Genomic DNA, 16,172 nt, shown 5'->3' with positions numbered 1-16,172 from the left:
TGATTGCGGATAAGGTGCCGGGCGGAGATCTCTGCATGTGGTCGCTGGTGCGGTGCTCCGCCGCCGTATCAAGCCTGCACGCTCAGCTCAGCCCGAATTTGAGGATTTGACCAGCCGATATCAGGAGACATCCAATGCTTCAGATATCATGTCGAAAACTTTGCACTGTGGTGTCAGTCGGCGCCTTGTCGGCAGTGTTCGCTTCGGCGCAACCAATCTCGTCGCAAGTGCATGCGAAGACTCTCATTGCGGTGATGCATTCCGATCTGCGCATCCTCGACCCAAGCTTCACCGGGGCGTATATCACGCGCGATCACGGCTACATGATCTTTGACACTTTGCTCGCCACCGACTCCAACTTCAAGATCCAGCCTCAGATGGCGGATTGGAAGATCTCCGACGACAGGCTCACCTACACCTTCACTCTCCGCGACGGACTGAAATGGCATGATGGCAGCCCGGTCACCGCGGAAGACTGCGTTGCGTCGCTCAAGCGCTGGAGCAAGAACGAGACCATGGGCCAGACGCTGATGGACTTCACGGCCAGCATTGAGGCGACTGACGACAGAACCATCACGCTGAAACTGAAAGAGCCTTACGGGTTAGTGCTGGAATCGATTGGAAAGCCTTCGTCGATTGTTCCGTTCATGATGCCCAAGCGTCTGGCTGAAACCCCGCCGGGCCAGCAAATCAAGGAGCAGGTCGGCTCCGGTCCCTTCAAGTTTGTTCAGTCCGAATTCCAGCCCGGCGTAAAGGCCATCTATGAGAAAAACACCGACTACGTGCCGCGCAAGGAGCCGCCGAACTGGACGTCGGGCGGCAAGGTCGTGAAGGTCGATCGGGTCGAATGGATCAGGATGCCGGATGCACAGACCGCCGTGAACGCGCTGCAATCCGGCGACATCGACTTCGTGGAGAATATCCCCTTCGATCTCGTAACGAAGTTGGCTGCCAACAAGGACTTGAAGCTTGAAACCCTGGACAAGCATGGCTTCCAGATCGTCGGGCGCATGAACTTTCTTTACCCGCCGTTCGATAACGTCCTGGTGCGCCGCGCGGCGTTGCTGGCGCTGAACCAGAAGGACGTGCTGGACGCATTGGTCGGCAATTCAGAATACTACCGGGTATGTGGCGCGGTTTTCGGTTGTGACACGCCGCTGGCCACCGACACCGGTTCGGAATCGCTGGTGAAAGGCAATGGTCTCGCAGAAGCGGCCAAGCTGCTTGCCGAGTCCGGCTACGACGGTACGCCTGTTGTGATCATGGCTCCCGGTGACGTCCTGGTTTTCAAGGCACAGCCGATCGTCGCGGCGCAACTGCTGCGTAGGGCCGGTTTCAACGTGGACCTCCAGGCGACCGATTGGCAAACGGTGGTCTCCCGTCGCGCCAGCCAGAAGCCGCCCAAAGAGGGCGGTTGGAACTTGTTTTTCACCAACTTCATCATTGCCGATGTGGTGGACCCCGTCGTCAACATATTGGTCAACGGTCGAGGCAGGAACGGTGGTTGGTTTGGTTGGCCGGAATCGGTCCGGCTTGAAGGTCTGAAAGACCAGTTCGTGCGTGCATCCACGCCGGCCGAGCAGAAGAAGATCGCCGCAGATATCCAGGCGGTCGTCTATGATCAGGTGATCTATGTCCCCCTCGGGCAGTGGCGCGGGGTCGGCGCGTGGCGAAAATCGCTCTCGGGCGTGCTTGACGGCCCTGCCACGCCGATCTTCTGGAATATCGACAAGTCGGAGTGAAGCACGGATGGTTCCGTGTTCGTTGCACGATGAGGCAATCGAAGTTGGTTGCGGCCGTCGTTACGTGGGCGGTTGATCGAGGGCTACATTGCATTCTATCTGGTGGGATGGATCGGATCGTGATCGTTCGCGTTCTCGACGGTCGCGGAGGTACTGAGCGAGAGTTTTCCAGATGACCTTACCCCATATCGACGGCGCGATCCGCGATGGCCGCCACCATATGCAGGTCCGTGTCTATTACGAGGACACCGACTTTTCCGGCATCGTCTACCACGCCAATTATTTGCGCTTCATGGAGCGCGGACGCACCAATCATCTCCGGTTGATGGGCGCCGAACAGAACGCGCTGTTCGAGGAGGCACAGGAAGAAACCGGCGGCTTCGCCTTTGTCGTGCGCTCGATGACGCTCGACTTCCTCAAGCCCGCGCGGATGGACGACATGCTCGACGTCGTGACCTGGCCGATCGCGGTGAAGGGCGCCTCGATCATGCTCGCGCAGGAGGTCAGGCGCGGCGATGACGTGCTCGTGAAGGCGCAGGTGCGCGTTGCCTTCGTCAGTCAGGGCAGGGCACAGCCTATACCGAAGAGCATCCGCACACTGATGAAGGCCGATATGGCCTAACTATTGACCGATAGCAAATGCCCCATCGACTCTGCGCGGCGCGGCGATAGATTTGCGCGACAAACAACCGCGAGGGATCGCCGATGTCACGCCCGCCGCTGCCACCTTTCACCCGCGAGACCGCCGCGCAAAAGGCGCGCATGGCGGAGGATGCCTGGAATTCGCGCGACCCGGTTCGGGTTGCCGGCGCCTATACCGAGGACAGCCGCTGGCGCAACCGCTCCGAGGTGTTCGGGGGACGCGAGGCGATCGTGGCCTTCCTGACCCGCAAATGGGAGAAGGAGCTGGAATATCGCCTGATCAAGGATCTCTGGGCGTTCGACGGCAACCGCATCGCGGTGCGCTTCCAGTACGAATGGCACGATGCCGGCGGCAACTGGTTTCGCTCCTACGGCAACGAGCAGTGGGAGTTCGACGAGCACGGCCTGATGCGCCGCCGCGAGGCCTCGATCAACGACATCGCGATATTGGAAAAGGACCGCCGCTTCCACTGGCCCGCTCCCGGCCCGCGTCCGGCCGATGTGCCGGGACTGGGGGACAGTCCGTTCTAGCCGGATATCGCTACAGCAGGGCCGTCGTGCTTCGAGGCTTGCGGAGCGGCGCAAACGCGCCGCTGCGCTCGCACCTCAGCATGACGGTGATAGATGTTCGCGAGCGGCTCGAATTGCAGCCGAGCTCAGTTCCATCTCCGTCACCCTGAGGTGCGAGCGGAGCGAGCCTCGAAGGGTGAACGGCCCCATCCGGGAGCCGCTACACCTTGTGCGTCAATCCTTACGCCGCCGCCTTATGCCGCGCGATCTCGGCCTTGTAGAGCTCGAACTCCTCCGCGACCGCCTTAGCGACCGATGGCCGGGTCCGCAGTCGCTCGTAATAGGCCTTCAGTGCCGGCCATTTCGAAAGCTCGATCGGCGGCGTCGCCATGGTCCAGTTGATGACCGTGACGAGATAGGCGTCGGCGACGCTGAAATGATCGAGCAAATAGTCGCGGCCCTTCAGATGGTTCTCGACATGGTCGAGCCGCGAGACGTATTTCTCCAGCGCGTAGCTCTTGGCGTCCGGCGGCGCCTTCTTGTCGAGCAGCGGCAGGAACAGGCCCTTGTGCAGCTCGGTGCCGATGAAGCACAGCCATTGATGCAGCCGTGACCGCTCGGCATTCGATGCGGTGCCGAGGCCGGCGCGCGGGAACTGGTCGGCGACATATTGCAGGATCGCGGCGTTCTCCGTCAGCACCACGCCGTCGTCGGTGCGCAGCGTCGGCACCAGGCCGAGCGGATTGACCTTGTTGAAGTCGGAGCCGTCGTTGCGCACCTGCTTGGTCTTCGGATCGACCTCGAGATAGTTGGCCGGCTGGCCCGCCTCATAGAGCGCGACGCGGGTCGCCATCGAGCAGGCAAGCGGCGAGAAATAAAGGTCCATTTGTGCCTCCTTGGGGCGTCTGGCACGGGTGTCCCGGCCGTTGTTGATTTTTGTACTGTCTTGGATAATATTAGTGGCGTCAAGGAATTTAATTCGAAATGGTACAAAAAAGTAAGAAGCCGCCATCTGCTGCCAAAATCGAGGCACCGGTCGCACCGAAGCGCCGCGGACGGCCGCGCGCCTATGAGCCGGATGTCGCGCTCGGCAAGGCGCTCGATCTGTTCCGGCGCGACGGCTTTGCCGCGACCTCGCTCGATGATCTCAGTGCTGCGACCGGCATGAACCGGCCGAGCCTCTATGGCGCGTTCGGCGACAAGCGCGAGCTCTACATCAAGAGCTACCAGCGTTATCGCGACGACGCGCGCGCCGCGATGGTCGACATCTTCCGCGCCGAGGCACCGCTGCGCGAGCGGCTCGAGCGCATCTACCGCATCGCGCTCGACATCTATCTCTCCGGCGAGTCCGGCCCGCGCGGCTGCTTCACGGTGATGACCGCGGCGTCTGAGGCGGTGTCGGATCCGGGCATCCGCAGCATGGTGGTGGAGGGCCTGACCGAGCTCGACAAGGCGTTCGGCATCTGCTTCCGCCACGCCAAGGAGCGCGGCGAGCTGGCTGACGGCGCCGATCCGGCCGCGCTGGCGCATCTCGCCTCCGCCACCATCCACACCATTGCGATCCGTGCCCGCGCGCGCGTGCCGCGCAAGGAGCTCGAGGCGATCGTGAAGGGGGCTGTCGACGTGATGTGCGGGCCGAAATAGCGGCTCGCGAAATTCCTCCGCACCAAATGTCGGGTGCTGGTTTTCCCGCCCGTCCTCCGTAAGGTCTCTCAACCACGGAAGCGGAATGTCATGGGAAAAGTCAGGACTTCAGTATTCACGGTCTCGATCGACGGATTTGGCGCGGCGCTGCGCCAGAGCCTCGAACATCCATTCGGGGAGGGCGGCCTGGCGCTGCCCGCCTCCTGGTTGTTCGAGACGCGCGCCTTTCGCGCAATGATCGGCCAGGACGGCGGGACGACCGGACTCGACGACGAGATCGCGCGCAAGTCGATGGAGGGTATCGGCGCCTGGATCCTCGGGCGGAACATGTTCGGCCCGATCCGCGGGCCGTGGCCGGATGATTCCTGGAAGGGCTGGTGGGGTGACAATCCGCCGTATCACACGCCGACGTTCGTGCTGACCCATCATGCGCGGCCCGACATCGAGATGGAAGGCGGCACCACCTTCCACTTCGTGACCGATGGCATGCTTGCCGCACTGGAGCGGGCGCGCGGGGTTGCGGGGGACAAGGACATTCGCGTCGGCGGCGGCGTCTCGGTGGTGCGGCAATTCCTGCAGGCGCGTCTGCTCGACGAATTGCAGCTGGTGTTGCCGCCGGTCGTGCTCGGCGCCGGTGAAAGCCTGTTCGCAGGCCTCGATCTGCCTGGTCTCGGCTATGCCGTCGTCTCGCACGTCGCGAGCCCGTACGCCACGCACGTCACCTTCGCGCGCAAGTCTTGAACCACTCACGCCTGCGTCAGCGGAAAATCCGCCGTTGACGCGGGCGCTGTTTGGTCGTACTTAACCCAAAGGTTATTTAACCGATGAGCTAAGTAGATGCCGCCCGACCCCCTCAGTTCGACCTTCGCGGCGCTGGCCGATCCAACCCGGCGCGCGATCCTGGCGCGGCTCGCGCTCGGCGAGACCTCGGTGATGGAACTGGCAAAGCCGTTCGACATGAGCCTGCCGGCGATCTCCAAGCACCTGAAGGTGCTCGAGCATGCCGGGTTGATCGCGCGCGGGCGCGAGGCGCAGTGGCGGCCGTGCCGCATCGCGCCCGACCAGTTCAAGAAGGTCGATTTCTGGCTCGGAAATTTCCGCCGCTTCTGGGACGAGAGCTTCAACCGCCTCGACGGCCTGCTCGAGGAGATGAAGGCGGAGGAGGCCACCAAGGCCCCGCCGCGCAGCACCCGTAAAGTCAGAGTAAAGGAGAAGCAACGTGGACGCACGCGTGGATAAGACGCTGAGGATCACCACCCCGTCGGATGTCGAGTTCGCCATGACGCGCCAGTTCGACGCGCCGCGGCACCTGGTGTTCGATGCGATGACGAAGCCGGAATATCTGGTTCGCTGGCTCGGCTGCGAGGAGATGGCGATGCCGGTTTGCGAGGTCGACCTGCGCGTCGGCGGCCGCTATCGCTACGTGTTCCGTTCGTCTGACGGTATCGAGCACGTCCTCACCGGCACCTTCCGCGAGGTCGCGCGCCCGGATCGCATCGCCTTCGGCGAGACCTTCTCGATGCCGGGCTTCACCAGCGACGAATATCTGGTCACCTCGACCTTCGTCGAGGAGGCCGGCACGACCACGCTGACCACCACCATCCGCCATCCCACCAAGGAGGCGCGCGACGGCCATCTCAATTCCGGCCTCGAGAAGGGCGTCGAGCCCGCCTACGACCGGCTCGCCGAGATTGTCGCGGGGATGGGCTGACGAGCGCCCTCACCACCTGTCGTCCCGGCGAAAGCCGGGACCCATAACCACGGTTTGTCGTTGTTATGGTAAGCTGGGGGGCCACAGCTTTCTTGATCACGAACGCCTGTGGTTATGGGTCCCGGGTCGCGCTTCGCTTGCCCGGGACGACGATGTCTCAATATCCCCGCGTCCGATCGACCAGGTTCTCCAGCGCGCCGCCGGCCTCGAAGCGCGCGATCTGCTGCGCGACGTATTTCGAGATCTCGTCGGCGTCGGTGTCGGCGGCGTTGTGCGGCGTCAGCACCACCTTGGGATGGCTCCAGATCGGGCTCGCCTCGGGCAGCGGCTCGCTCTCGTAGACGTCGAGCGAGGCGGCGCCCAGCGTACCGTCGTCGAGCGCGCGCAAAATGTCCGTTTCGTTCTGCAAGCCGCCGCGGCCGGCATTGATGATGACGGGCGCACCGAGCGGGCTGCTACGATTGAGCTTCGCGAACACGTCGCGGTCCAGCACGTGCCTTGTGTCCGGCGTCAGCGGCAGCAGGCAGACCAGGATGTTGGTCTCGCGCAGGAACGCATCCAGCCCCTCAGTGCCGTGGTGGCAGGCGATGCCGTCGATCCGCTTCTCGCTGCGGCTCCAGCCAACGACGCGGAAGCCGAGCGCGCGCAGCGCATGCGCCGCGGCGGCGCCGAGCGTGCCAAGCCCCATGATGCCGACGGTGATCGCGCCCGCCGCCCATTGATATTTCGGCGCCCAGCGCTTCAGCCGCTGTGACTCCCGCAAGTAAAGCTCCTGGCGGTGATGCATCAGCACATGCAGCACGACATATTCGGTCATGCGGTCGGTGAGATCGCCGACCGCGACCCGCACCAGCGGCACCTCGGGCAGCGAGCGGTCGGCCATCAGCGCATCGACCCCGGCGCCGAGATTGAAAATCACGCGCAGATTCTTGAACGCGGCAAGCTCGCCCGGCTTCGGCTTCCATACCGCGGCATAGTGCACCTCGGCCGCATCGAGCGTGCCGTCCGGCAGTAGCACCACGCGGCGGTCCGGGCAGACGGTGTCGAACCGCGCCTTCCAGCGCGCCGACGACCAGTTTTCCGAGCCGCCATTGATCAGCAGCGCGAGTACGCCATTACCCATCCAGATACCTCCAACGTCATTGTGATATGCATCACAGAGCGGGTCCGGCCCGCCCCCAGTCTCCTGCCACCAACAGGGGAGAACTTCCATGCGCAAACTGATCCTGATCCCGGCTTTCATCCTGGCCTCGCTCACCACTGCCCATGCCGGTCAGAGCCGCGGCCTCGTGCTCGCCGCCGCGGATGCGCCCGCCCAGGCGCGACCGGCCGCTGCTGCATCTCAGGCCGACTCCCAGCCGGCGCCGTCGCAGGCCCAGTCGGCCGAGGCCCCCCGGCAGCAGGCGTCCCGGCCTGTGAACAAGAGCCATGCCCGCCGCCGCGAGAGCGACGAAGCCAAGGCGCGCCGGATCGCTGCCCGCTACGGCGTCACCTGGTAATCGCAGCATGATCGTCACGGTGGTGACCTCACGCGCCATCGCCGTGCCTCGGCTTTGGTCGGTCGCGGCTCGCCATGCAGCTTCGGCGAAATCCATCGCCGATATCCGGAACCTAAATTTCTTTCGCTCCCCCTGTCGGCAGCGGGCATAATCGTTCGTTCTTGCAATGAACGGAGATGCCTTTTCGATGCTGTACGCCATCCTCTGCTATCATGACGAAGACATGGTCGGTTCCTGGAGCAAGGAGCACGACGCCTCGGTCATGCAGAAACTGTCCGTGGTGCAGGACAAGCTCGCCAAGCAGGGCCGGCTCGGCCCAGTGGCCCGGCTGCTGCCGACCACCGCCGCGACCACGCTGCGCAAGGAAAACCCGCCGGTCGTGCTGGACGGCCCGTTCGCCGAAACCAAGGAACAGCTGCTGGGCTTCTATTTGGTCGAGGGCAAGAACCTCGACGAGGTGCTCGACATCGCACGCGACCTTGGCGAGGCCAATCCGGGCGGCACCTATGAGATCCGCCCGGTCGGCTACTTCAATCAGGGGAGTCCAAAAGCGTGAGCATGACCGACGCCGCCTGGATCGATGCCGCGCTGACGTCGGCGCGTCCCCAGGCGGTTGGCGCACTGCTGCGCTACTTCCGCAATCTCGATACCGCCGAGGAGGCCTTTCAGAACGCCTGCCTGCGGGCGCTGAAGAGCTGGCCGCAGAACGGCCCGCCGCGCGATCCCGCGGCGTGGCTGATCATGGTTGGCCGTAACGTCGCGATCGACGATATCAGGCGCAGCAAAAAGCAGGAGCCGCTGCCCGACGACGACCAGGCGATCTCCGACCTTGATGACACCGAGGACGAGATCGCCGAGCGGCTCGACGGCTCGCATTACCGCGACGACATTTTGCGGCTGCTGTTCATCTGCTGTCACAAGGATCTGCCGGCGACGCAGCAGATCGCGCTGGCGCTGCGCATCGTCTCCGGCCTGTCGGTGAAGCAGATCGCGCGCGCCTTCCTGGTCTCGGAAGCCGCGATGGAGCAGCGCATCACGCGGGCCAAGACGCGCGTCGCCGATGCCAACGTGCCGTTCGAAACGCCGGGTGCGGTCGAGCGCAGCGAGCGGCTGGTCTCGGTTGCGGCGATGGTCTATTTGATCTTCAACGAGGGCTATTCGGCGAGCGGCGACACCGCCGAAATCCGCTCGCCGCTGTGCGAGGAGGCGATCCGGCTGGCCCGCCTGCTGCTGCGGCTGTTCCAGAGCGAGCCGGAGATCATGGGGCTGACGGCGCTATTGTTGCTGCAGCATGCCCGTGCCGCCGCGCGCTTCGACGCCGACGGCCAGGTGATCCTGCTCGACGACCAGGACCGCAGCCTGTGGAACCAGAAGCTGATCGCCGAGGGCCTCGCCTTGATCGACAAGGCGATGCGCCACCGCCGCAGCGGGCCCTACCAGGTGCAGGCGGCGATCGCAGCGCTGCACGCCCGCGCCGAAAAGCCCGAGGATACCGACTGGACCCAGATCGATCTGCTGTACGGCGCGCTCGAGGTCATGCAGCCGTCGCCGGTGATCACGCTCAATCGCGCGGTTGCGGTCTCCAAGGTGAAGGGGCCGGAGGCCGCGCTCGAGATGATCGAGCCGCTGGCGCCGCGGCTGTCCAACTACTTCCATTATTTCGGCGTGCGTGGCGCCTTCCTAATGCAGCTCGGCCGCAACGACGAAGCGCACGTCGCCTTCGACCGCGCCATCGCGCTCGCCAACACCACCGCCGAAGCCGCCCACATCCGCATGCACATCGACCGCCTGATGCGCGACAGCAAGCCGCGCAATGTGAAGGCGAAGTAGTTTCATCCACATCGCCGCACGCACGCTGCACCTCTCCCGCTTGCGGGGGAGGTCGTATCGCATCGTAGATGCGATACGGGTGGGGGCTCTCACCACAATAGGACTCGTGGTGAGACCCCCACTCCAGCCCTCCCCCGCAAGCGGGAGAGGGAGGCGCAGTCCCGCCGCGGTCGCGATATGACCGCATCTCATCGCGCTCTCCCAGAAAAATCTTCACCGCCCCTGTCGGCCGCGCATCACTCCGTTCGTCATGAAGGCAGAGCATCACCACACCTTGGGGAGCAAGCCATGCCGACGATCGTCGACGCCGAAATCTCAAAGCCCGCCCGCATCACCGGCCGCGTTATGAGCGGCGTGGTCGTCCTGTTCCTGCTGTTCGACGGCGCGATCAAGCTGGTGCCGCTGTCGGTCGTTACCGAGACTATGGACAAGATGGGTTACGGCGCGAGCGATACGCTGGCGCGCAGCCTCGGCATCATCACCATCGTCTGCACGCTGCTGTATTCGGTGCCGCCGACCTCGATCCTCGGCGCCATCCTGCTCACCGGCTACCTCGGCGGCGCCATCGCCTCCCATGTGCGGATCGATAGTCCGCTGTTCACCCACACGCTGTTCGGGCTCTATCTCGGCCTGATGGTGTGGGGCGGGCTCTATCTGCGCGACGGCAATCTGCGCGCAATGCTTCCGTTTCGCCGCTGAGCTATCGTTTTAATTTATCCACCTGGAGACTGTCATGTTCGAGACCATTGCCATCATCGCTATCATCCTCGCGCTCGCGATTGCCGTCATCCTGATCCTCGTGGTGACCAAGCCGGGCACGCTTCGGGTGACGCGTGCGATCAGTATCGACGCGCCGGCGGAGCGGGTGTTTCCGCTGATCAACGATTTCCATCAGTGGACGGTGTGGTCGCCCTACGAGAACCGGGATCCGGACATGAAGCGCATCTATAGCGGCGCCGAGCGCGGGCAGGGTGCCGTCTATGCCTGGGATGGTAACAAGAATGTCGGCGCCGGCCGGATGGAGATCCTGCAGTCCTCCGCGGCGTCGAAGATCGTCATCAAGCTCGACTTCATCAAGCCGTTCGAGGGCCACAACACCGCCGAGTTCACAATGCTGCCGCAGGGAGATGCGACCAGCGTCACATGGACCATGTATGGTCCGGCCGTCTTCATGTCGAAGGTGATGCAGGTGTTCATGAACCTGGATCGCATGATCGGCAGGGATTTCGAGATCGGTCTCGCCAATCTGAAGAAGCTGACGGAAAAATAGAGAGCGTTTTCGAACGAAGCGGTTACCGGTTTGCGTGAAGAAAACGCGTCAAAACGAGAATCTATCACAGGGAGCATGTCATGCAGGTCAACCCCTATCTTTCCTACGACGGCAATTGCGACGCCGCGCTGAAATTCTACCAGACGGTTCTCGGCGCGCGGATCGAGGAGACCTTCCCTTACGGCGAGGGCAATGCGGAGATGCAGACGCCGCCCGGCTGGAAGGACAAGATCATGCACGCCCGCCTCACGATCGACGGCGAGATCATCATGGCCTCCGACGCCCCGCCCGGCCACTTCCAGAAGCCGCAGGGCTTCCACGTCGCGCTTCAGGTCGATGATCCTGCCGAGGGCGAACGCCGCTTCAAGGCGCTGTCCGAAGGCGGCACGGTCACCCTGCCGTTCGGCAAGACCTTCTTCTCCAACGGTTTTGGCATGTGCGTCGATCAGTTCGGCATCCCCTGGATGGTGAACTGCCCGCAGCAGATGTAACGTACACGACGTGGTTGGACCGTCATCCCCGCGCAACGGCTTCGCCGTTGTCGCTGGAGGTGGCCGCTTCTTCAGCGGCCCTCGAAGGATCGACGGCCCGGCTGGTGGCCGTGCATCCTTCGAGGCTCGCAAGGGCTCGCACCTCAGGATGACGGGTTTGGGTTCGCGGAGTGGGCATGACGCAGACGTGCCTTTGCCCACTCTGCAAGCTACAGATTCTCACCTGCACCGCGGATAGATCGCCGCGAGCTCGCGGCCGCGCAGCAGCAGCAGGCGTGAGGTCAGGCCGCCGCGGCGCACGATCCAGCTGCGCACCGGCGCCGGATAGGCTTCCAGGACTGCGACGGAGGCTTCCGGCTCCGCATAGGTCCGGCCGCGCTGGTCGATCGAGCGCGCGGCATGAAAGCCGAGCACCGCGCGGCGCGTCACGCAGATGCGGTCGCCCGGCACCATCGAGAGCACCAGCGTGCACGCCGACAGGCACGGCCCGTCGATCACCACGCGCTCGCCGGACTCGCGCACCTTGTCGAACAGTTCGATGAATGGGCCGACCTGCCCGCCGGGGCTGGCAAGGATGCGAACGTCGGCTTGTGCGCAGGAAACCGTTGCGCAGAGAGCTGCCGCCGCGACAAGTGCCTTCATGAACGCGATCCCTGCCGCCGATGCGATCAAGGTTCCGCCGCATCGGATAGCTCAAGGCTCGCGCCGGAATGGGGCATCGTCAAGACCGATGCCCGCTCCGCGACGGCAGTCGATTCAGGCTGCCCGGTTCTTGAGCACGCCCACGATCGCAGTGAGCACCGCGCCGGCAACGCCGCCGCCGGCGACCTGTCCGATGATGCTGCCGATGTCAGGCGCCGCGCCTGAATTGGCGAGCAGCGGGATCAGCATGCCCAGCAGCTGTCCGCCGGCGCCGCCGCCGATGGCGCCGGCGATGGTGTTGCCGAGCGTGCCGAGATCGATGTTCTTGGCCGCTCCCGCCGCGACATTGCCGCCGACGGCTCCGCTGATGATTTGAATGATCAGATTGATGAGAACACCCGACATGACGTGATTCTCCCCGGATTCTGGTTTCAGCATGGCCCGAGGCGCCGGCCGGCGCCCGCCGGCACGCAGGTTAGGCCTTCCGCGCACAGTGGTCATGCTGCGCACGCGAAGATTGTGCCCCGCATCAGCGGTATGCACCGGCTTTTTGAAGGAACTGTGCCGCTATCCCCCGGCTTCAGTCCGCGCCGGAAACGCCGGCCTCGGCAAAGGTCGCCATGCCGCCGTGACAGGCGAGTGCGGCGCGCAGCAGCAGGATCGCCACGCCCGCGCCGGAGGCCTCGCCGAGCCGCATCTCGAGATCGAGCAGGGGAGCGAGCGCGAGCTCGCGCAGCAATTCGCGGTGGCCGAGTTCGGCCGACACATGCCCGGCGCGGCAATGCGCGAGGCTGTCGGGCGCAAGCCGCGCCAGCGGCAGCACCGCCGATGTCGCGACGAAGCCGTCGAGCAGCACCGGGATCGATCTTGCCCGTGCCGCCAGCACGGCGCCTGCGATCGCTGCGAGCTCGCGCCCGCCGAGCGCGACTGCGACAGCCAAGGGATCGTCGAGGAGGTTGCGATGCAGTTTCAGCGCGGTGTCGATCACCGTGCGCTTGCGCAGCAGGCCGGCATCGTCGACGCCGGTGCCGCGGCCGGCCCAGCGCGCGCCGCGCCCGCCCATCAATGCCGCGCACAGCGTCGCGGCCACGGTGGTGTTGGCGATGCCCATCTCGCCGACCACCAGGAGGTCGCATTGCTCGGGCACCGTGCGCCAGCCGGTGTCGAGCGCGACCAGGAAATCGGCGCCATCCATCGCCGGCGCCATGGTGAAATCGCGGGTCGGGCGCTTAAGCTCGAGCGGCTCGACGCGCAGCGCGGCGCCGGCAAGTTTTGCGATCTGGTTGATCGCCGCGCCTCCCGCGGCGAAATTCGCTACCATCTGCGCGGTTACTTCAGAGGGAAAGGCCGAAACGCCGCGCTCGGCGATGCCGTGATTGCCGGCGAACACGGCAATGGTGACCTGGTCGAGCCGGGGGATCTCGCGCCGCTGCCAGCGCGCCAGCCAGATCGCGACCTCTTCCAGCCGGCCGAGGCTTCCCGGCGGCTTGGTCAGATTCTGCTGGCGCAGGGTAGCCGCCGCAGCGCTCGCCTCGTCGCCTGCGGGCAGGTCGCGACAAAAGCTGCGGATGTCGTCTAGAGTACTGAACTGCATGCGATTCCCTCGTCGAGCGGGCCGCAAACTAAAGCATGATCCGGAACGCTGTGAAGCGGTTTTCCGGGAAGATTATGCTCAAACTGGACGCTGAAACGGGATGACGATCCGGCCTGATCTCATCGCGGTTTGGAGCAATTTGAAGGCCAGGACTTTGAATACCAAGACCATGCGTGAGTGGCTCGACGATCTCAGGATCGCCACCGCCTTTCTGACCCGGCTACCGATGCCGCACCCGGACGGTGCGCGGCCGGAGAGTTTTGCGCGGGCGCAGCGGCTGTTTCCGCTGGTCGGGGCCGGCATCGGGGCGGCGATCGGCCTGTTCTGCCTGCTGCTGCGGGCGATCGGTGTGCCGGATCTCGCTGCCGCGGCGCTTGCGCTCGGTGGCGGTGCGCTGCTGACCGGTGCGCTGCATGAGGACGGGCTCGCCGACGTCGCCGACGGCTTTGGCGGCGGCCGCGATCCGGCCGCAAAGCTCGAGATCATGCGCGACAGCCGGCTCGGCACCTATGGCGCGCTGGCGCTGGTGGTGAGCTTTGCCGCCAAGCTTGCGGCGCTCGCGGCCATTCCGAACGGTCTTGTGGTGCAGACCCTGATCGCCGCGCATGCGCTTGGCCGCGGCGTGCTGCCATGGATCGCGATCAGCCTGCCTTACGCGCGCAAGGACGGGCTCGCGGCCAATGCAGGCCGGCCCGATGGCACGATTGCGGCGGTCGCGGCCGGCATCGCGCTTCTGATCGCACTCCTTGCCTTGCCCTTTGGCAATGCGCTGCTGGCGGCGATCGCGGCCGGCGCGAGCGCGCTGATCATGGCGCTTTTGGCCAAGCGGCAGATCGGCGGCCAGACCGGCGATGTGCTCGGCGGCGCCGAGCAGGTTGCTGAGACCGCGATCCTGGTGCTGCTCGCGGCCCGGCTGGAGTAAGCCGAAGATGGACGGCGAAACGCATCTCTGGCTGATCCGCCACGCGCCGGTCGACGGTCCGCGCGGTGTGATCCACGCGCCCGATGCGCCCGCGGATCTCGGCGATGCAGCGACCTTCGCAGCGTTGCAGGCGCGGCTGCCGGCTAGCGCCTTCGCCGTTTGCAGCCCGGCGCGGCGCACCCGCGAGACCGCTGCGCGGCTCGGTCTCGCGGCAGCCGAGGACGACGCCTTTCGCGAGCAGGATTTTGGCGACTGGACCGGCCGGCGCCACTGCGAGATCGAGAGAGAGCTCGGCGCGGCAGCCTATCGTGCGTTCTGGCAATCGCCGGGCACCAACGGGCCGCCCGGCGGCGAAAGCTTCGCCGACCAGATTGCGCGGGCGCGGGCAGGGCTCGCGCGCCTGCCGGAAGGCAATGTCGTGCTGGTTGTGCATTCCGGCACCATCCGCGCGGTGCTTGCGATCGCACTCGATCTCGCGCCGGAGCTCGCGCTGCGGTTCGTGATCGATCCACTGTCCCTGACGCGGATCGACCGGCTTGAGAATGCTTGGCGTGTTGTTGCAGTGAACGACCGCTAGGCCAACTGCGCGGCTTTCTGTCCCGTCATCCCCGCGCAAAGGCTTCGCCTTTGTCGCTGAAGGTGCGAGCCCTGCGGCGCGCTTGCGCCGCCGGGCGAGCCTCGAAGGATGAATCGGTCACGAGCGGGGCCGTCGACCCTTCGAGACGGCTGCTGCGCAGCCTCCTCAGGGTGACGGTGAGAAAGCGGAGGCGCTACCCATTCCGCCGCCGGCCGCGCAGCGTCGGCAGGCCGATGCCGGCGGCGTCGAAGCCGCCGTCGACGGCGAGGATCTGTCCGGTGATGTAGCTGGCGCGCTCCGAGCACAGGAAGAAGATCGCTTCCGCCAGCTCCTCTTCCAGCCCGTAACGATTCAGCGGGATGGCGTCGTGATAGTCGGCGCGGATCTCCGGCGTGTGCACGGCCTTCGCCATCGCGGTCTCGACCGGCCCGGGCGCCACGCCGTTGACGCGGATGCCAAGAGAGGCGAGCTCGACCGCGAGCTGCTTGGTGAGGTGCGCAAGCCCCGCCTTGCTGGTGCCGTAGGCCGAGCGCAGCGTCGAGGCGCGCACCGCCGAGATCGAGGTGATGTTGACGATCGCGCCGCCATGCTCGCGCATCAAGGGCGCAGCCGCCTTGGTGCACAGGAACGGGCCGGTGAGATTGACCGCCATGATCCGGCTCCAGTCGGCGTCCGAGGTCTCCAGCACCGGCGTGAACACGGCAATGCCGGCGTTGTTGACCAGCGCGTCGAGCCGGCCGAAACGGCCGGTGATCGCCGCCATCGCTTTGGTCACGCCGTCAGCGTCCGATACGTCGCAGGTCAGCGCCAGCGTGCTGTTGGGCTGCTTCAACGCCGCGACGGCGCTCGCCCAGCAATTCACCCTCGATGTCGAGCAGCGCGACGCGCCAGCCGTCAGCGAGAAAACGTTTCGCTGCGGCAAGCCCGATGCCGCGCGCGGCGCCGGTCACGAGTGCGACTTTTGGGGAAGCTGTAGTCATCGGGGTGGTCCATCGGTTCGGGCAATGTCCCGACCGTCTGCGACCTTTACCCTGACGTGTCAACCCGACGAGGATTCTTCGTCACTCGGGGCGTGTCTCGAAGGATGCACGGCCACCA

General features: G+C 65.1%; 20 protein-coding genes and 1 pseudogene. 15 read left to right on the top strand and 6 right to left on the bottom strand.

Annotated elements, in window-relative coordinates; all coding sequences use genetic code 11:
• Positions 1 to 134: 134 nt before the first annotated feature.
• The 3 genes from G6P99_RS42830 to G6P99_RS42820 all read left to right on the top strand — a co-directional run bounded on the left by G6P99_RS42830 (position 135) and on the right by G6P99_RS42820 (position 2,915).
• A complete protein-coding gene (locus tag G6P99_RS42830; protein ID WP_029077584.1) occupies positions 135 to 1,742 on the top strand; it encodes an ABC transporter substrate-binding protein in 1,608 nt (535 codons plus the stop codon).
• A 172-nt stretch (positions 1,743 to 1,914) separates the two neighbouring features.
• Positions 1,915 to 2,364 (top strand): tol-pal system-associated acyl-CoA thioesterase, encoded by a 450-nt coding sequence (gene ybgC, locus G6P99_RS42825; protein WP_029077583.1) that lies wholly within the window; start codon positions 1,915 to 1,917, stop codon positions 2,362 to 2,364.
• A gap of 83 nt (positions 2,365 to 2,447) precedes the next feature.
• Entirely contained in the window at positions 2,448 to 2,915 is a 468-nt protein-coding gene (locus G6P99_RS42820; RefSeq protein ID WP_029077582.1) for a DUF1348 family protein, read from the top strand.
• Between the two features lie 220 nt (positions 2,916 to 3,135).
• Here the strand turns inward: G6P99_RS42820 and G6P99_RS42815 are convergent, their stop codons facing one another.
• Positions 3,136 to 3,780, bottom strand: coding sequence for a glutathione binding-like protein (locus G6P99_RS42815; RefSeq protein WP_029077581.1), 645 nt, complete (start codon positions 3,778 to 3,780; stop codon positions 3,136 to 3,138).
• 98 nt (positions 3,781 to 3,878) lie between these two features.
• Here G6P99_RS42815 and G6P99_RS42810 point away from each other — a divergent pair, with 98 nt between their 5' ends.
• From G6P99_RS42810 to G6P99_RS42795, 4 genes are all read left to right on the top strand, one after another.
• The gene (locus tag G6P99_RS42810) at positions 3,879 to 4,538 is read left to right on the top strand and encodes a TetR/AcrR family transcriptional regulator (RefSeq protein ID WP_029077580.1); all 660 of its coding nucleotides are present in this window, start codon (positions 3,879 to 3,881) and stop codon (positions 4,536 to 4,538) included.
• A gap of 90 nt (positions 4,539 to 4,628) precedes the next feature.
• On the top strand, positions 4,629 to 5,279 hold the full coding sequence (locus G6P99_RS42805; protein WP_165126417.1) for a dihydrofolate reductase family protein: 651 nt from the start codon (positions 4,629 to 4,631) through the stop codon (positions 5,277 to 5,279).
• 96 nt (positions 5,280 to 5,375) lie between these two features.
• Positions 5,376 to 5,777: an ArsR/SmtB family transcription factor gene (locus tag G6P99_RS42800; protein WP_029077578.1), complete on the top strand. Its 402-nt coding sequence runs from the start codon at positions 5,376 to 5,378 to the stop codon at positions 5,775 to 5,777.
• Positions 5,758 to 6,249, top strand: coding sequence for an SRPBCC domain-containing protein (locus G6P99_RS42795; RefSeq protein WP_165126414.1), 492 nt, complete (start codon positions 5,758 to 5,760; stop codon positions 6,247 to 6,249). Before G6P99_RS42800 ends, G6P99_RS42795 begins: the two co-directional genes overlap by 20 nt.
• Before the next feature lie 157 nt (positions 6,250 to 6,406).
• Here the strand turns inward: G6P99_RS42795 and G6P99_RS42790 are convergent, their stop codons facing one another.
• Entirely contained in the window at positions 6,407 to 7,372 is a 966-nt protein-coding gene (locus tag G6P99_RS42790) for a 2-hydroxyacid dehydrogenase (protein WP_029077576.1), read from the bottom strand.
• 88 nt (positions 7,373 to 7,460) lie between these two features.
• Here G6P99_RS42790 and G6P99_RS42785 point away from each other — a divergent pair, with 88 nt between their 5' ends.
• The 6 genes from G6P99_RS42785 (at position 7,461) to G6P99_RS42760 (ending at position 11,339) form a co-directional block, all read left to right on the top strand.
• Positions 7,461 to 7,748 carry a hypothetical protein gene (locus G6P99_RS42785; RefSeq protein ID WP_029077575.1) on the top strand — a complete coding sequence of 96 codons (288 nt, stop codon included), beginning with the start codon at positions 7,461 to 7,463 and terminating at the stop codon, positions 7,746 to 7,748.
• 187 nt (positions 7,749 to 7,935) lie between these two features.
• On the top strand, positions 7,936 to 8,304 hold the full coding sequence (locus tag G6P99_RS42780; protein ID WP_029077574.1) for a YciI family protein: 369 nt from the start codon (positions 7,936 to 7,938) through the stop codon (positions 8,302 to 8,304).
• Entirely contained in the window at positions 8,301 to 9,578 is a 1,278-nt protein-coding gene (locus tag G6P99_RS42775) for an RNA polymerase sigma factor (protein ID WP_029077573.1), read from the top strand. Before G6P99_RS42780 ends, G6P99_RS42775 begins: the two co-directional genes overlap by 4 nt.
• A 288-nt stretch (positions 9,579 to 9,866) precedes the next feature.
• Complete coding sequence (locus tag G6P99_RS42770) at positions 9,867 to 10,277, top strand: DoxX family protein (protein WP_029077572.1); 411 nt, start codon at positions 9,867 to 9,869, stop codon at positions 10,275 to 10,277.
• A 34-nt stretch (positions 10,278 to 10,311) separates the two neighbouring features.
• On the top strand, positions 10,312 to 10,848 hold the full coding sequence (locus G6P99_RS42765) for an SRPBCC family protein (RefSeq protein ID WP_029077571.1): 537 nt from the start codon (positions 10,312 to 10,314) through the stop codon (positions 10,846 to 10,848).
• 80 nt (positions 10,849 to 10,928) lie between these two features.
• A complete protein-coding gene (locus tag G6P99_RS42760) occupies positions 10,929 to 11,339 on the top strand; it encodes a VOC family protein (protein ID WP_029077570.1) in 411 nt (136 codons plus the stop codon).
• Positions 11,340 to 11,558: 219 nt separating this feature from the next.
• Here the strand turns inward: G6P99_RS42760 and G6P99_RS42755 are convergent, their stop codons facing one another.
• From G6P99_RS42755 to cobT, 3 genes are all read right to left on the bottom strand, one after another.
• Positions 11,559 to 11,981, bottom strand: a complete 423-nt coding sequence (locus G6P99_RS42755) for a hypothetical protein (RefSeq protein WP_035975870.1) — start codon at positions 11,979 to 11,981, stop codon at positions 11,559 to 11,561.
• A 114-nt stretch (positions 11,982 to 12,095) separates the two neighbouring features.
• Positions 12,096 to 12,386: a hypothetical protein gene (locus tag G6P99_RS42750; RefSeq protein WP_029077569.1), complete on the bottom strand. Its 291-nt coding sequence runs from the start codon at positions 12,384 to 12,386 to the stop codon at positions 12,096 to 12,098.
• Positions 12,387 to 12,561: 175 nt separating this feature from the next.
• Entirely contained in the window at positions 12,562 to 13,575 is a 1,014-nt protein-coding gene (gene cobT / locus G6P99_RS42745; protein ID WP_029077568.1) for a nicotinate-nucleotide--dimethylbenzimidazole phosphoribosyltransferase, read from the bottom strand.
• A 154-nt stretch (positions 13,576 to 13,729) separates the two neighbouring features.
• Here cobT and cobS point away from each other — a divergent pair, with 154 nt between their 5' ends.
• Together cobS and G6P99_RS42735 are read left to right on the top strand one after the other, a co-directional pair.
• A complete protein-coding gene (gene cobS / locus G6P99_RS42740; protein ID WP_245284481.1) occupies positions 13,730 to 14,497 on the top strand; it encodes an adenosylcobinamide-GDP ribazoletransferase in 768 nt (255 codons plus the stop codon).
• A 7-nt stretch (positions 14,498 to 14,504) separates the two neighbouring features.
• Positions 14,505 to 15,074: a histidine phosphatase family protein gene (locus G6P99_RS42735; protein WP_165126411.1), complete on the top strand. Its 570-nt coding sequence runs from the start codon at positions 14,505 to 14,507 to the stop codon at positions 15,072 to 15,074.
• Positions 15,075 to 15,267: 193 nt separating this feature from the next.
• Here the strand turns inward: G6P99_RS42735 and G6P99_RS42730 are convergent.
• Positions 15,268 to 16,054, bottom strand: a pseudogene (locus tag G6P99_RS42730) (SDR family NAD(P)-dependent oxidoreductase).
• Between the last annotated feature and the right edge of the window lie 118 nt (positions 16,055 to 16,172).

This window comes from Bradyrhizobium sp. 6(2017) (assembly GCF_011058295.2).
Classification (GTDB): domain Bacteria; phylum Pseudomonadota; class Alphaproteobacteria; order Rhizobiales; family Xanthobacteraceae; genus Bradyrhizobium; species Bradyrhizobium septentrionale.
Note: the sequence above shows the minus strand (reverse complement) of the source record. Positions and strands in the feature narration are given on the sequence as shown.

Excerpts from the sequence above, each read along its gene's own strand:
- G6P99_RS42830 (WP_029077584.1), top strand. The coding sequence starts at position 135 with ATGCTTCAGATATCATGTCGAAAACTTTGCACTGTGGTGTCAGTCGGC.
- ybgC (WP_029077583.1), top strand. The coding sequence starts at position 1,915 with ATGACCTTACCCCATATCGACGGCGCGATCCGCGATGGCCGCCACCAT.
- G6P99_RS42820 (WP_029077582.1), top strand. The coding sequence starts at position 2,448 with ATGTCACGCCCGCCGCTGCCACCTTTCACCCGCGAGACCGCCGCGCAA.
- G6P99_RS42815 (WP_029077581.1), bottom strand. The coding sequence starts at position 3,780 with ATGGACCTTTATTTCTCGCCGCTTGCCTGCTCGATGGCGACCCGCGTC.
- G6P99_RS42810 (WP_029077580.1), top strand. The coding sequence starts at position 3,879 with ATGGTACAAAAAAGTAAGAAGCCGCCATCTGCTGCCAAAATCGAGGCA.
- G6P99_RS42805 (WP_165126417.1), top strand. The coding sequence starts at position 4,629 with ATGGGAAAAGTCAGGACTTCAGTATTCACGGTCTCGATCGACGGATTT.
- G6P99_RS42800 (WP_029077578.1), top strand. The coding sequence starts at position 5,376 with ATGCCGCCCGACCCCCTCAGTTCGACCTTCGCGGCGCTGGCCGATCCA.
- G6P99_RS42790 (WP_029077576.1), bottom strand. The coding sequence starts at position 7,372 with ATGGGTAATGGCGTACTCGCGCTGCTGATCAATGGCGGCTCGGAAAAC.
- G6P99_RS42785 (WP_029077575.1), top strand. The coding sequence starts at position 7,461 with ATGCGCAAACTGATCCTGATCCCGGCTTTCATCCTGGCCTCGCTCACC.
- G6P99_RS42780 (WP_029077574.1), top strand. The coding sequence starts at position 7,936 with ATGCTGTACGCCATCCTCTGCTATCATGACGAAGACATGGTCGGTTCC.
- G6P99_RS42770 (WP_029077572.1), top strand. The coding sequence starts at position 9,867 with ATGCCGACGATCGTCGACGCCGAAATCTCAAAGCCCGCCCGCATCACC.
- G6P99_RS42765 (WP_029077571.1), top strand. The coding sequence starts at position 10,312 with ATGTTCGAGACCATTGCCATCATCGCTATCATCCTCGCGCTCGCGATT.
- G6P99_RS42760 (WP_029077570.1), top strand. The coding sequence starts at position 10,929 with ATGCAGGTCAACCCCTATCTTTCCTACGACGGCAATTGCGACGCCGCG.
- G6P99_RS42755 (WP_035975870.1), bottom strand. The coding sequence starts at position 11,981 with ATGAAGGCACTTGTCGCGGCGGCAGCTCTCTGCGCAACGGTTTCCTGC.
- G6P99_RS42750 (WP_029077569.1), bottom strand. The coding sequence starts at position 12,386 with ATGTCGGGTGTTCTCATCAATCTGATCATTCAAATCATCAGCGGAGCC.
- cobT (WP_029077568.1), bottom strand. The coding sequence starts at position 13,575 with ATGCAGTTCAGTACTCTAGACGACATCCGCAGCTTTTGTCGCGACCTG.
- G6P99_RS42735 (WP_165126411.1), top strand. The coding sequence starts at position 14,505 with ATGGACGGCGAAACGCATCTCTGGCTGATCCGCCACGCGCCGGTCGAC.